This window comes from Streptomyces sp. NPDC018045 (genome assembly GCF_044327445.1).
Lineage (GTDB): Bacteria > Actinomycetota > Actinomycetes > Streptomycetales > Streptomycetaceae > Streptomyces.
Map to the genome: position 1 here is coordinate 568,230 of NZ_JBIRFL010000002.1, position 13,698 is coordinate 581,927.

Genomic DNA, 13,698 nt, shown 5'->3' on the forward strand with positions numbered 1-13,698 from the left:
ATGGCGGACCACCCCGGCGACGCGGTGGACGGGCAGGCCCTCGACGAGGTCGTGCGGTTCACGTCCGACCTGATCCGGATCGACACCACCAACCGCGGCGGCGGCGACTGCCGGGAGCGCCCGGCCGCCGAGTACGTCGCGGAGCGGCTCGCCGAGGCCGGTCTGGAGCCGGTGCTGCTGGAGCGCAGTCCGGGCCGTACGAACGTGGTCGCGCGGGTCGAGGGCGCGGACCCCGGCGCGGCGGCCCTGCTGGTGCACGGACACCTGGACGTGGTGCCCGCCGAGCCCGCCGACTGGAGCAGGCACCCGTTCTCCGGCGAGGTCGAGGACGGCGTCGTGTGGGGCCGGGGCGCCGTGGACATGAAGAACATGGACGCGATGGTGCTCGCGGCCGTCCGGCAGTGGGCGCGCTCCGGCGTCCGGCCGGCCCGCGATCTCGTGCTGGCCTTCACGGCCGACGAGGAGGCCAGCGCCATCGACGGCTCGGGCTTTCTCGCCGACCACCACCCCGGCCTCTTCGAGGGCTGTACGGAGGGCATCAGCGAGTCCGGCGCCTTCACCTTCCACGCGGGCGGCGGGCTGCGGCTGTACCCGGTCGCGGCGGGCGAGCGGGGCACCGCCTGGCTGAAACTGACCGCCGAGGGCAAGGCCGGGCACGGCTCGAAGGTCAACCGCGCCAACGCGGTCAGCCGGCTCGCGGCGGCCGTGGCTCGCATCGGGGAGCACCGCTGGCCGGTACGCCTGACCGACACGGTGCGCGCCGCGCTCGGCGAGCTGGCCGCCCTGCACGGCATCGAAGCCGCCCTGGACGCCCCGGACTTCGACGTGGACACGCTGCTCAGCAAGCTCGGACCGTCGGCCGCGCTGGTCGAGCCGACGGTCCGCAACAGCGCCAACCCGACGATGCTGGAGGCCGGCTACAAGGTCAACGTCGTCCCGGGCAACGCCGTCGCCTACGTGGACGGGCGGGTGGTGCCCGGCGGCGAGGCGGAGTTCCGCACCACCATGGACCGGCTGACCGGGCCCGAGGTGTCCTGGGCGTACGACCACGGCGAGGTGGCGCTCCAGGCACCGGTCGCCTCGCCCACGTACAGCGCGATGCGGGCGGCCATCGAGCGCTTCGACCCGGCCGGTCACGTCGTCCCGTACTGCATGTCGGGCGGTACGGACGCCAAGCAGTTCTCCCGGCTGGGCATCGCCGGGTACGGCTTCTCGCCGCTCAAGCTGCCCGAAGGCTTCGACTACCAGGCGCTGTTCCACGGGGACGACGAGCGCGTCCCGGTGGAGGCGCTGCACTTCGGCGTGCGGGTCCTCGACCACTTCCTCCGGGCGCCGACGGGGCGGCCGCAGCCGCCCACGAGCGGCTGAGGGAAACGTTGGTGCCCACGGGCCGCCCGGCCCGTGGGCGCGGCTGCCCGGCGCGGCGCGCCGCCTGCCGGTTCCCGCCGGGACCGGTCGTCACCGGCCAGGACCGGACCATCGCGGCGAACCGTACGGGTTGATGCCCGGCCCCGCGTACGACAGGCTTGGCGGCTCCAACGTCTGAGGAGGAACGCCACCATGGTGACCACGGCCCCCTACGGAGCCTGGCCGTCCCCGATCGACGCCCGGCTGGTCGCCGAGCACGACGGCCGCCCCGAGTACGTCGGCGTGGTGGGGGACGAGGTGTGGTGGACCGAAGCCCGCCCGGCGGAGAGCGGCCGGCGCGCGCTGGTCCGCAGGCGGCCCGACGGCACGGAACAGACCCTGCTGCCGGCGCCCTGGAACGTCCGCAGCCGGGTCATCGAGTACGGCGGCCAGCCGTGGGCCGGTGCGGTGGCCGCGGACGGCCGCCCGGTCGTGGTGTTCTGCGACTTCGCCGACCAGCGGCTGTACGTGTACGCGCCGGACGGTGACGAGGCGCCCCGCCCGCTGACCCCGGTCTCGGCCGTCGGCGGCGGACTGCGCTGGGCCGACCCCGTCCTGCGCCTGGACCGGGGCGAGGTGTGGTGCGTCCTGGAGGAGTTCACCGGCCCGCGGCCGACCGACGTGCGCCGGGTGCTCGCCGCGGTGCCGCTGGACGGCTCGGCCGCCGGGGACCGCGCCGCCGTACGGGAACTGACCGACGGTCACCACCGCTTCGTCACGGGCCCACGGCTCTCGCCGGACGGGCGGCGGGCCGCGTGGATCGCCTGGGACCACCCGCGGATGCCGTGGGACGGCACCGTCGCGCTGCTCGCCGACATCACCGGCGACGGCACCTTCACCGGCGTCCGGCCGGTCGCCGGCGGCCCCGAGGAGTCCGTCGCGCAGATCGAGTGGGACGCGGACGGCACGCTGCTGTACGTCTCCGACGCCGACGGCTGGTGGGAGCTGCGCCGCACCGACCCGGACGCGGGCCGGGGCCCGGGCACCCGCCTGTGCCGGCCCCGGCAGGAGGAGTTCGGCGGCCCGCTGTGGCAGCTCGGGGCGCGCTGGTTCCTGCCGCTGGACGGCGGCACGATCGCGGTGGTGCACGGCCGTGGCGCCATGGCGCTCGGCATCCTCGACCCGGTCAGCGGCGAACTGGTGGACGCGGCCGGGCCGTGGACGGAATGGGCGCCCACCCTGGCCGTGCACGGGAGCCGGGTGATCGGCGTCGCCGCCAGCCCGCGCAGCGCGTACGAGATCGTCGAACTGGACACCTGTACGGGCCGGGCCCGGGTGATCGCGGCCCGGCACACCGACGCGGTGGACCCGGTGTACTACCCCGAACCGCAGATCCGCACCTTCACCGGTCCCGACGGCCGCGACGTGCACGCCCACATCTACCCGCCGCACAGCCCCGGCCACCGCGCCCCCGACGGCGAACTGCCGCCCTACGTCGTGTGGGCGCACGGCGGCCCCACCAGCCGCGCCCCGCTCGTACTGGACCTGGCGGTCGCCTACTTCACCTCCCGCGGCATCGGCGTCGCCGAGGTCGACTACGGCGGCTCCACCGGCTACGGCCGGGCCTACCGCGAACGCCTGCGCGAGCAGTGGGGCGTGGTGGACGTCGAGGACTGCGCGGCCGTCGCCGAGGCGCTGGCCGACGAGGGCACCGCCGACCGGCACCGGCTGGCCGTGCGCGGCGGCAGCGCGGGCGGCTGGACCGCCGCGGCCTCGCTCGTGACGACCGGCCGGTACGCCTGCGCCGCGATCAGCTACCCGGTCCTCGACCTGGTGGGCTGGGCCGAGGACGGCACCCACGACTTCGAGTCGCAGTACCTGGAGAGCCTGATCGGTCCGCGAGCCGAGGTGCCCGACCGCTACCGCGACCGCTCCCCGGCGCGGCACGCGGACCGGATCACCGCCCCGTTCCTGCTCCTCCAGGGCCTCGACGACGCCGTCTGCCCGCCCGCCCAGTGCGACCGCTTCCTCGCGGAGGCCAGCCGGCACGGCACCGCGCACGCCTATCTGGCCTTCGAGGGCGAGGGGCACGGCTTCCGCCGCGCGGACACCATCGTCCGGGCCCTGGAGGCGGAACTGTCCCTGTACGCGCAGGCCTTCGGCGTCGACCGGGCGGACGTACCCGTGCTGGAGCTGACCAAGTGACGGCTGGCACCCCTCTCTCACGGCCGGCGGACCGCCCCCGGTGCCTGGCACCCGGCGACCGGGTCTGCCTGGTCGCGCCGAGCGGCCCGGTCGCCCCGGAGCGGCTGGACGCCGGGGCCGACCTGCTGCGCGGCTGGGACCTCGACCCGGTCGAGGCGCCCCACGTACGCGGCCGGCACGCCACCCTGCCGTACCTGGCGGCCACGGACGAGGAACGCGCCCGCGACCTCCAGGAGGCACTGTGCGCCCCGGACGTCGCGGCGGTCTTCGCGGCCCGCGGCGGTTACGGGGCGCAGCGCATGGCCGACCTCGTGGACTGGGCGGCCGTGCGGGCGGCCTTCCGCGCGCACGGGCCCAAGCCGCTGGTCGGCTTCAGTGACGTGACCGCGCTGCACGAGGCGTTCGCGGTACGCGCCGGAGTGGCCACGCTGCACGGCCCGGCCGTCGCGGGTGAGGTGTTCCTCAAGGACGAGCCGACCCGCGAACACCTGCGGCGCACCCTCTTCGCGCCCCGCTCGGCGCGGGTCGTCACGTCACCGACCGCCCGGCCGCTGGTGCCGGGGCGGGCGAGCGGCGTCACGCTGGGCGGCTGCCTGTCCCTGCTCGCCGCCGACCTGGGCACGCCGCACGCCCGCGCGGGCGCGGCCGGCGGCCTGCTCCTGCTGGAGGACGTGGGCGAGCCCGCGTACCGCGTCGACCGTGCCCTCACCCAGCTCCGGCGCGCCGGATGGCTGGACGGCGTCGCGGGCGTCGTGCTCGGCTCGTGGGCCCGCTGCGGCCCGTACGAGCAGATCCGCGCGGTGCTGCTGGACCGTCTCGGGCCCCTCGGTGTGCCGGTGGTGGAGGAGTTCGGCTTCGGGCACGGCGAATCGGCGCTCACCCTGCCGCTGGGCGTACGGGCGGAGCTGGACGCGGTGGCCGGGACCCTCTCGTACGACGTGCCGGCGCTGCGCGAGCGCCCCTGACGGCCGGCGCCACCCGGACGAGCGACACGGCCGGTCACCGCGTCCGCCGCGCCGGTCCCGTACGGGTGGTCCGCCGGGGCCCGGCCCGGGTGTTCGTGCAGCCCATCGGGTGGTGCGGGCGGAGCCTTTCGGATGGACCTGGCGTGGCCGGGAGACAATCCCCGGTGCGAGCGTCGACACCTTTGCTACCGGTGTCACGACATGAGCCGGCCGTTACCGACCGCTTGGTGCGGCGTGCCTTTGTGGAGGTCTGCGTGCCCAGCGTGTCCAGAGCCCTGCCCCGTGCCGCGGCCCGGCCCGTCCGGCGCGCAGCGCGGACCCGGGACGTCCGGCTGCCGGTCTCCGCCTCGGTGTGCCTCGCGGCGTGCGCGGCGCTCATCGGGCCGGTGACCGTCGCCGGTACGGCCGGGACCGCCGGGGCGGCGGGGCCCCGGCACCCCGGGTACTCCGTCACCGCCCTGAAGCTCCCGGTACGGGCCGGCGGCCGGGACTGCACGCTGGACGCCGACCTCTACCGCCCCACGGGGGTGGACGCCGCGCACCCGGCACCGGCCGTGCTGACCACCAACGGGTTCGGCGGCAGCAAGTCGGACGGCTCCACCGACGCCATCGCCCGCGCGTTCGCCTCCCGCGGCTATGTCGCGCTGGCCTACTCCGGCCTCGGCTTCGGCCGGACCGGCTGCCCGATCTCCCTCGACGACCCGCGGATCGACGGGCGGGCGGCGAGCCGACTCCTCGACTTCCTCGCGGGGCAGCGGGCGGCGAAGGACGGGACGCGGGTCGACTTCGTCACCAAGGACAGCCCCCGGGACCCGAGGGCGGGTATGTTCGGCGGCTCGTACGGCGGTGCGATCCAGCTCGCCACCGCTTCCGTGGACGAGCGACTGGACGCCCTGGTCCCGCTCATCACGTGGCACGACCTCGCGTACGCCCTCGCGCCCGACAACGCCGACCGCACCACCGGCGTGGCCGGACCGGGACCCGGCGCGTACAAGTACCAGTGGACCAACGGCTTCTACCTCATCGGCGAGGCGCAGGGGCTGCTCCGCCCGCGGCTGGACCCGTCCCGCGGCGGTGGCGCGGGCTGTGTGCACTTCGTCGCGCGGGCGTGCGAGGCCAAGAAGCTGCTGAACTCCGGCCGCTACCCGGCCGCCCGCACGGACGCGGTGCTCGACTACCTGCGCAGCGTCTCCCCGGCCTCCTACCTCGCCACGGTCCGCACCCCGACCCTGCTCGTCCAGGGGCAGGCGGACACCCTCTTCCAGCTCAACGAGGCCGCCGCGACGTTCGCGACCCTGCGGGCCCAGGGCACCGACACCGCGATGATCTGGCAGTCCTGGGGCCACAGCGGCGGCATGACCGACCCCGCCGACGGCGAACTCGACCTGTCGAAGGGCAACTTCGAGAGCAGTTACGTGGGACGGCGGGTCCTCGCGTGGTTCAACCGTCACCTGCGCCACCAGTGGGACACCGACACCGGGCCCGCCTTCGCGTACTACCGGGACTGGGTGCGCGACGGGCCGGTGTACGGCACCTCGGAGGTCTACCCCGGGGGCCTCCCGCGACGGCTGTACCTTTCCGGCGACGGCAGGCTCGTGGACAGCCGCGCCGACGTGGTCACCGGCAGCCGTTCGTACCGCAACTGGCGGGTCAGATCGAGCCATTCGGAGAGTTCGCTGGCCGAACTGCTGCGGCTGCCGAACCCCGCGCCGTACGACACCCGGGGCACCTACCTGGACTGGACGTCCGACCCGGTCCGGGGGCGGCCCGTGGACGTGGTCGGCGCGCCCCGGGCCACCCTGCGGGTCCATTCCCCCGCGGCCGAGCGGACACAGCGCTCCGGTGACGCGGCCGACCGGCTGCTCCTGTTCGTCAAGCTCTACGACGTGGCGCCGAACGGCGGCAAGACGCTCCTCCACCGCTTGGTGGCGCCGGTCCGGGTGCCGGACGTGACCAGGGAGTTCACCGTGGACCTGCCCGCCGTCGTGCACCGCTTCGAGGAGGGCCACCGGCTGCGGTTCGTGGTGGCGGCCAGCGACACCGCGTACTTCGGCAACCGCGGGGTCAAGCCGGTGACCGTGAGCAGCTCCCGCGAGCACACCGGCACACTCGAACTGCCGGTGGTCGCGGAGGTGCTGGAGGAGACGGACGACGTGGGAGAGCCGGGGGAGCCGGACGGATAGCCGGGCGGGGGCAGGGCCCCGGGTCCGGCGGAACCGGAGCGCCGCCGGGCCCGGACGCGGGGCGGCCGTGGCCGTCCGGGCCCAGGGCTCAGGGCTCAGGGCTCGGTGACCGTGATGGCCTGGACCGGGCAGGCGCGGGCGGCTTCCCGTACCAACGGGTCGCCCGCGCCGTCCTCGCGGCCCGGCAGCAGGGCGCTGAACCCGTCGTCGTCCTGGGTGAACACCTCGGGCGCGGTGAGCGCGCACTGGCCGGAGCCGATGCACACGGACGTGTCGATGTCGATCTTCATGGCGGATCTCTTCCGTTCGTCGGCGGGCGCCGCGGGTACGGCCGGCCGGCCGGTCACCAGGTGACGGGCAGTTCGACCAGGCCCTGCAGGGTGTGGCCGGGTTTGGCGGGGACCTCGGCGGCGGGCACCGCCAGCCGCAGACCGGGGAAGCGGGCGAAGAGCGACCCGAAGGCGATCTCCATCTCCGCGCGGGCCAGGTTCTGGCCCAGGCACTGGTGGACGCCGAACCCGAAGGCGACGTGGTGGCGGGCGGAACGCCGCCAGTCCAGGGTGTCCGGCGAGGCGTAGGCCGCGCCGTCCCGGTTGACGACCGAGGTGGAGAAGATGACGCCGTCGTCCGCCCGGATCGTCTCGCCGCCGACCTCGATGTCCTCGGTCGCCACCCGCACCATCCCGTCGGCGATCGACAGGAACCGCAGCAGCTCCTCCACCGCGTCCGGGAGCAGCGCGGCGTCGGCGCGCAGCGAGGCGAACTGCTCCGGGTGCTCCAGCAGCGTGAAGGTGCCCAGCGAGAGCATGTTGGAGGTGGTCTCGTGACCGGCCACCAGCAGGAGCATGGCCATGCGTGCCAGGTCGCGGCGGTCCATCTCGCCGGTTTCCAGGCGTTCGGCGATCAGCTCGTCCAGCAGGCCGTCGCCCGGCCGCTCGCGCTTGCGGGCCACCAGGTCGGTGAAGTAGTCCTCCAGGCGGTCCCGGGACCCGGAGATCTCCTGGGGGTCGGTGCTCTGCAGGAGGGTGCGGGACAGCTTCTCGAAGAGTTCGTGGTCGGCGTACGGGACGCCGAGCAGGGAACAGATCACCATGGACGGCACGGGCAGCGCGAAGGCGGACACCAGCTCCGCCGGCGGGCCCTGCTCCGCCATGGCGTCCAGCAGCCGGTCGACGATCTCCTGGATACGGGGGCGCAGCGCGGCGACACGCTTGAGGCTGAAGCTCGGTATCAGCATCCGGCGCTGGGTGTTGTGTTCGGGGTCGTCGACCCCCAGCAGCGGGGTCCGCACGTTGCGCAGCGTCGCGAAGCGCGGCGCGGGGGCGGGGAACGCGGGATTCTGCCGGTCGGCGGACAGGCGCGGATCGGTGAGCAGGGCACGGGTCTCGGCGTGGCCGGTCACCACCCAGGCGGGGCGGCCGTCGTAGAGCCGCACGCGGGACAGCGGGCGGGCGTCGCGCAACGGCTGGTAGCCGGTGGGCGGGTGGTAGGGGCAGGTGCGGTCCTGCGGGAAGGACAGAGCCTCGGTCATGGGACCTCCTGGAGGAAGGCTGCGTGGGCCGTGGGTCGGTGGGCTCCTGAGACAAGGTTGGCGGACGGCGGGTCGGGAGGGGATAAGGGCTGGACGGGCGGGGAGGGACGGGGCCGGTCCGGATCGCCTCCCACCACATGCCCCATGCACGTAATACGTCCATGCGCAGACCGGCCGATTCCGGCCGCGCCCCGGTGTGCCGCGCGGAGCCGGTGACCCGGGCATACGGACGGGGGTACCGCGCGGGGCCGGGCGCCCGGGCGTACGGACGGGAGTGGTGCTTGGGCCCGGGCGTACGGGCCCGGGTCCGGTCAGTCCCGGCAGAGCAGGGTGTCGATCACCGCGTCCAGGTACCGGTCGCGGTCCGCCCCGCCGGGCAGGCTCTCCGGGACGGCGTGCCCGAGCTGGGTGTGGCCGAGGAACGCCGCGTACGCGAGCAGGCCCCGCCGCCGCGCCGCGGCCGCCGGGAAGCCCAGCGCGGCGAACAGGTCGGCGACATAGCCGACCCGGCGGTCCGCCACCCGGCGCAGGACCGCCGCGACGCGCGGCTCCGCCGCCGTCGCGAGCAGGGAGACCTCCAGCGGGTCGGCGGCCGACGCGGCGGTCGCGTGCGCGAACAGGGCGCGCAGGCGCCGCTCCGGGTCGGGCTCCGCCTCGACCGTGGTGATGACGGCTTCGGTGCGCACCTGCTCCCAGCGTTCCAGCGCGGCGTCGACGAGGGCGTCCCGGTTGGCGAAGTGCCAGTAGAAGCTGCCCTTGGTGGTGCCGAGCCGGGTGGCGATCGGCTCCACGGCCACCGCCGCCAGGCCGCCTTCGCCGATGGCGGCGAGGGCGGCGTCGGCCCAGTCCTCGGCGGTCAGGCGGCGCCGGGTGCCGGCCGGTTTCCGGCCACGGCCCGCGCCGGAAGGGGAGTTCGGGGGCCGGTCCGAGGTGGGGGCCGGGGGGTGGTCCGTTCGCCGTTGCGCCATGGCCATACGCTACCGTACGGTCAAACATACGCCACCGTATGGAGGTGCCCGATGCGCACGGTCCGCGATGTCCACACCCGCACGGTCCAGGCCCCCGCCGAGACGGTCGGAGCCCTGCTCGACCGACTGGCCGGCGACGACGACCCGCTCTTCCCGGTGCCCGTCTGGCCCGCCATGCGCTTCGACCGCCCGCTGGGCGTCGGCGCGACCGGCGGCCACGGCTTCGTCCGCTACCGCGTCACCGCCTACGAGCCGGGCCGCCACATCCGGTGCGCCTTCCCCGAGGGCGGCCACCACGCCATCGAGGTGACCCCGCTCGACGCCGGAAGCTGCCGGGTGACCCACGTCCTGGAGGACCGGCTCAGGGGCGCGCGGCTCCTGGCGTGGCCGCTCGCGGTCCGGTGGCTGCACGCCACCGTCGTCGAGGAGGTCCTCGACAACGTCGAACGCGCCGCCACCGGCACGGTCCGCGCCCCGGTCCGCCGTTCGCGGTGGGTGCGGCTGCTGAACCGGCTCCTGTGGGAGCGCCCCACCGCCGTCCCCGTCCCCTCCGGTGCCCGGCTGGCCCGCACCGCCTTCGCGCGGACGGACTTCCAGGACGCCTGGCAGTTGCCGCTGCCGCCCGGCATGCCGCGCGACCCGGCGGCCTGGAAGGGCGTGCTGCGCGGCGCGTTCCCCGAGACGGGCCGTGCCGCGACCGGGCACGGCGGGGAGATCCTGCTCGGCCGGGACGCCCGGCACCTGGACTTCCGGGCGTCGGTCCTGATCGAGAGCCCGGCCGTGGGAGCGGACGGCCGGACCGCGGGCCACGACGGGCGGGTGACGCTCAGCACGGTCGTCCGCACCCACCACACCGGCGGGCGGCTCTACTTCGCGGCGGTCCGGCGCGTGCACCCCGTGCTCGCCCGGGCGATGCTCCGCCGTGCACACCGCCGACTGGCGCTGGCCGCACCGAGCGCGGGGGAGCGCGAGTTGGCGGCGCGCGCCCCGCGAGCCGGGTACGGTCACCGGACACGGCCGTAACGGCTCCCGGCACCCGCACCGCGCCGGGCCGCCCGCACGCGCCGCCGAGGAACGGACGGACCGGAGGACTCCGGGCGGCCGCGCGGGAAGACGACGAGGGAGTGCGACGATGACCACGGGCGATACCTGGGCCCCGAGCGAGGAGAGCGGCGCCGTACGGCCTGCCCTGACCCCTGAGGTGTACGACGCGTCCGCGCTGCCGGGCCCGCTGCCGGCGGGCGGGACAGGGGAGGTGTCGCTGTGGCTGGTCCGCACCGTGCCCGAGGCCGGGCTGCACGACACGGCGGTGCTGGACGCGGCCGAGCGCAAGCGGACCGCCGCGTTCGTCCGGCCCGGCGACCGCGACACCTACGCCACCTCGCACAGCGCGCTGCGCCGGCTGCTCGGCGCGTACCTGGACCGCGACCCGGCCGGGATCCGGTTCGTCCGCGAACCCTGCCCCTGCTGCGACGAACCGCACGGCCGGCCGGCGCTGGCCGGGGCCGGGGCGCCGCTGCACTTCTCGCTCTCCCACACCGGTGACATGGCGCTGATCGGCTTCGCCCGGACGCCCGTCGGCGTGGACATCGAGAAGCCGGCCTCGTCCCGCACGGTGGCCGAGGTGTCCGGCATGCTGCATCCGCGGGAGCGCGCGACGCTGGACGCCCTGCCCGAGGCCGGCCGGCCGGCCGCTTTCGCCCGCTGCTGGACCCGCAAGGAGGCGTACCTGAAGGGCACGGGCAGCGGCCTGGCGGGCGATCTGATGACCACGACGCTGGTCGGCGCCGGACCGGTGCCGGTCACGGTGCCGGGGTGGGAGATGGCGGACGTGGCGGTGCCGGAGGGATACGCGGCGGCCTGTGCGATACGTACGGCGGCCGCCACACCGTGACCCGGTCCCGGCCGGTGCCGTACCGGGCCGGGCGCTGCCCGCGCGGCCCGGCCCCGAGCCCCGGTTCCGGCCCGGCCGGCGGTTGTCGGCTCGCTCCTGCGATCGATGTGTCTGGCGCCCCGGCCGGTCACTTCATAGGATCGGACGATGGCTGACGATCCGTATCTCGCCACCGGCCCGCGGGTCGGCCTGCGGCACTTCACGGCGGGCGACCGGGCGGAGTTCACGGCGCGGGCGCGGGAGAGCGTACGGCTGCACCGGCCGTGGCTCTCCCCGCCGACCACCGACGCGGCCTACGACAGCTATCTCGCCAAACTCCGGGAGCCGTCGCGCGAGGGCTTTTTGATCTGCGAGCCGGAGACCGGCCGTATCGCCGGCTTCCTGACCATCAACAACATCGTCCACGCCGCGTTCCGCTGCGGGGCGGTGGGGTACGGCGCCTTCGCGCACGCTGCCGGGCGGGGGCTGATGAGCGAGGGGCTGCGGCTCGCCATGGGGTACGCCTTCGGCGAGCTGGGGCTGCACCGTCTGGAGATCAACGTCCAGCCGGCCAACGAACGCTCGATCGCCCTGGTCAAGCGCGCGGGTTGCCGGCTGGAGGGCTACTCGCCCGACTTCCTGTTCCTCGACGGCGCCTGGCGGGACCACGAACGCTGGGCCATCACCAGTGACATGTTCGAAAGGACCTGATGTCCGAGATCACCTTCCGGCACCCCGTCCCGGTGCTGCGCGTCTTCGACGTGGCCAAGGCGCACGAGTTCTACCTCGGCTACCTGGGCTGCGCCGTCGACTGGGAGCACCGCTTCGCGCCGGACCTGCCGCTGTACACCCAGGTGTCCCGCGGCGGCCTGGTCCTGCACCTGTCCGAGCACCACGGGGACGGCACACCGGGCTCGGTGGTCCACGTCGAGCTGAGCGGCGTACGGGCGCTGCACGCCGAACTGACGGCCAAGGTCCACCCGTTCCTGAGGCCCGGCCTGGAGGAGGACGGCGAGCTCGGGCTGTCGCTGGACCTCACCGACCCGTTCGGCAACCACCTGCGGTTCAACGAGCCGCCGGCGGAGTGAGCCGCCGGAAGGCCGTCCGGGCGGAGCCGGAGCCCACCCGGCAGCCGTTCAGCGTCCCTTGCGGTTGACCTTCATGGTGTCCATGTCGGTGGCGGACGAGCGCAGGTCCCGGTAGCCGTATCCCGCCGCCGTCAGGGCCGCCTCCGCCTTCTCCTCGGCGAGGGCGGCCGCCAGCTCCTCGCCGTCCGCCGCGTCCGAGACGATCACGTACCGGTACGTGAACGAGCGCAGCGCGGTGTCGTAGGCGAGCGAGCCCTCCGGCGTGAACCGGAGCTGCGCCAGGCCGTGGTCGTCCGCCTCGGCCAGCAGCCGGGCCCTGGCCTCGTCGGTCAGTCCGTCCCACCGGCCCCGCACGATCACCCGGTAGGTGTGGTCCGTCGCCATCGCCTTCCCTCGTTTCCGTCGCCGGTACGGCGTCCCTCGCCGTACCGATGCGCTTGCAACGGTACGGCATGCCGAGCCGCCGCGCGGCACCCGCCCGCCGCCACCGAAATCCTGTTGAAGTCCGCGGGGCCGGTGCGGTGGGATGGCCGGATGCGCCGCATCGTGCTCCTCGACGCCCCCTCCAACCTCGGGCTGCGCCCGCCCGCGCCGGGCACCGTACCCGGCTGCCACAAGCTGGCGGGCGCCCTGCGCGAACAGGGCCTGCTGCGGCGGCTCGGCGCCCTGGAGGGCGGCGTCCTGACACCGCCCCGCTACGACCTGGGCGGCTGGCGGGAGGGCGAGGGCGACTTCCACGCCGCCGCCATCGCGGAGTACACCCGCCGGCTCGCCACCCGCGTCGCGGCGCACGTGCGCGACGGCGAGTTCCCGGTCCTGCTGGGCGGCGACTGCTCCATCCTGCTCGGTGCCGCCCTGGGCCTGCGGCGCACCGGCCGGTACGGCATCGTCCACCTCGACGGACACAGCGACTTCCGGCACCCCGGCAACACCGACCGCAACGGCCCCGTCGGCGCGGCGGCCGGCGAGGGCGCCGCCCAGATCACCGGCCGCGGACAGGCCGACCTCACCGGCATCGACGGCCTCGGACCGTACGTACGCGACAGTGACCTGCACCTGCTCGGCATCCGCGACGACGACGAGGACCGCGCCGAACTGACCTCGCTGGGCATCGCCCACCACACGGCCGGCGAGATCCGGCGGCAGGGCCCGGACGCCGTCGCCCGCAAGACCCTGCGCGACCTCCAGAACACGGCGCCGGACGGCTTCTGGATCCACCTCGACGCGGACGTGCTCGACCCGTCCGTGATGCCCTTCGTCGACAGCCCCGGCCCCGGCGGCCTGCTCCCCGGGGAACTGCGCGGGCTGCTCCTCCCGTTGGCGGCCTCACCGCGCTGCGCGGGGCTCGACCTCACCGTCTACGACCCGGACCTCGACCCGGCGGGGACCGGCGCGGCGCTGCTCGCCGGACTCCTGGAAAGCGCCCTCGCGCCCTCCTGACCGGCGCCGGCCGCCGCGGGGCCGGCACCTGACCGCGTTCGGTGGCCACATGGTCTCAACAGGCCCTTTTCAGGTTCGCGCGGACAGGGTTCCATGGT

At 75.2% G+C, this 13,698-nt stretch carries 13 protein-coding genes; 9 read left to right on the plus strand and 4 right to left on the minus strand.

Features of this window, described 5'->3' with window-relative positions:
- The 4 genes from ACH4EB_RS06450 (at position 1) to ACH4EB_RS06465 (ending at position 6,700) form a co-directional block, all read left to right on the plus strand.
- Complete coding sequence (locus ACH4EB_RS06450) at positions 1-1,368, plus strand: M20/M25/M40 family metallo-hydrolase (RefSeq protein ID WP_398346441.1); 1,368 nt, start codon at positions 1-3, stop codon at positions 1,366-1,368.
- 192 nt (positions 1,369-1,560) lie between these two features.
- On the plus strand, positions 1,561-3,552 hold the full coding sequence (locus tag ACH4EB_RS06455; RefSeq protein WP_398346188.1) for a prolyl oligopeptidase family serine peptidase: 1,992 nt from the start codon (positions 1,561-1,563) through the stop codon (positions 3,550-3,552).
- Positions 3,549-4,517: an LD-carboxypeptidase gene (locus ACH4EB_RS06460; RefSeq protein ID WP_398346189.1), complete on the plus strand. Its 969-nt coding sequence runs from the start codon at positions 3,549-3,551 to the stop codon at positions 4,515-4,517. Before ACH4EB_RS06455 ends, ACH4EB_RS06460 begins: the two co-directional genes overlap by 4 nt.
- A 254-nt stretch (positions 4,518-4,771) precedes the next feature.
- Complete coding sequence (locus ACH4EB_RS06465) at positions 4,772-6,700, plus strand: CocE/NonD family hydrolase (RefSeq protein ID WP_398346190.1); 1,929 nt, start codon at positions 4,772-4,774, stop codon at positions 6,698-6,700.
- Positions 6,701-6,795: 95 nt separating this feature from the next.
- Here ACH4EB_RS06465 and ACH4EB_RS06470 read toward each other — a convergent pair whose 3' ends face one another.
- The 3 genes from ACH4EB_RS06470 to ACH4EB_RS06480 all read right to left on the minus strand — a co-directional run bounded on the left by ACH4EB_RS06470 (position 6,796) and on the right by ACH4EB_RS06480 (position 9,205).
- Complete coding sequence (locus ACH4EB_RS06470; protein ID WP_398346191.1) at positions 6,796-6,990, minus strand: ferredoxin; 195 nt, start codon at positions 6,988-6,990, stop codon at positions 6,796-6,798.
- A 53-nt stretch (positions 6,991-7,043) separates the two neighbouring features.
- The gene (locus ACH4EB_RS06475; protein WP_398346192.1) at positions 7,044-8,231 is read right to left on the minus strand and encodes a cytochrome P450; all 1,188 of its coding nucleotides are present in this window, start codon (positions 8,229-8,231) and stop codon (positions 7,044-7,046) included.
- A gap of 311 nt (positions 8,232-8,542) precedes the next feature.
- Complete coding sequence (locus ACH4EB_RS06480) at positions 8,543-9,205, minus strand: TetR/AcrR family transcriptional regulator (RefSeq protein ID WP_398346193.1); 663 nt, start codon at positions 9,203-9,205, stop codon at positions 8,543-8,545.
- A 45-nt stretch (positions 9,206-9,250) separates the two neighbouring features.
- On the opposite strand from ACH4EB_RS06480, the gene ACH4EB_RS06485 reads away from it, so the two are divergent.
- The 4 genes from ACH4EB_RS06485 (at position 9,251) to ACH4EB_RS06500 (ending at position 12,160) form a co-directional block, all read left to right on the plus strand.
- Complete coding sequence (locus tag ACH4EB_RS06485; protein WP_398346194.1) at positions 9,251-10,222, plus strand: DUF2867 domain-containing protein; 972 nt, start codon at positions 9,251-9,253, stop codon at positions 10,220-10,222.
- A 109-nt stretch (positions 10,223-10,331) separates the two neighbouring features.
- On the plus strand, positions 10,332-11,093 hold the full coding sequence (locus ACH4EB_RS06490) for a 4'-phosphopantetheinyl transferase family protein (protein ID WP_398346195.1): 762 nt from the start codon (positions 10,332-10,334) through the stop codon (positions 11,091-11,093).
- A 147-nt stretch (positions 11,094-11,240) separates the two neighbouring features.
- Positions 11,241-11,783, plus strand: coding sequence for a GNAT family N-acetyltransferase (locus tag ACH4EB_RS06495; RefSeq protein WP_398346196.1), 543 nt, complete (start codon positions 11,241-11,243; stop codon positions 11,781-11,783).
- Positions 11,783-12,160 carry a glyoxalase superfamily protein gene (locus ACH4EB_RS06500; protein WP_398346197.1) on the plus strand — a complete coding sequence of 126 codons (378 nt, stop codon included), beginning with the start codon at positions 11,783-11,785 and terminating at the stop codon, positions 12,158-12,160. The genes ACH4EB_RS06495 and ACH4EB_RS06500 overlap by 1 nt, the downstream gene beginning before the upstream one ends.
- A 48-nt stretch (positions 12,161-12,208) precedes the next feature.
- On the opposite strand, the gene ACH4EB_RS06505 is transcribed toward ACH4EB_RS06500, so the two are convergent.
- On the minus strand, positions 12,209-12,544 hold the full coding sequence (locus ACH4EB_RS06505; protein WP_398346198.1) for a DUF6204 family protein: 336 nt from the start codon (positions 12,542-12,544) through the stop codon (positions 12,209-12,211).
- Positions 12,545-12,694: 150 nt separating this feature from the next.
- Between ACH4EB_RS06505 and ACH4EB_RS06510 the strand changes: the two genes are divergently transcribed.
- Positions 12,695-13,600 (plus strand): arginase family protein, encoded by a 906-nt coding sequence (locus ACH4EB_RS06510; RefSeq protein ID WP_398346199.1) that lies wholly within the window; start codon positions 12,695-12,697, stop codon positions 13,598-13,600.
- Positions 13,601-13,698: the final 98 nt, after the last annotated feature.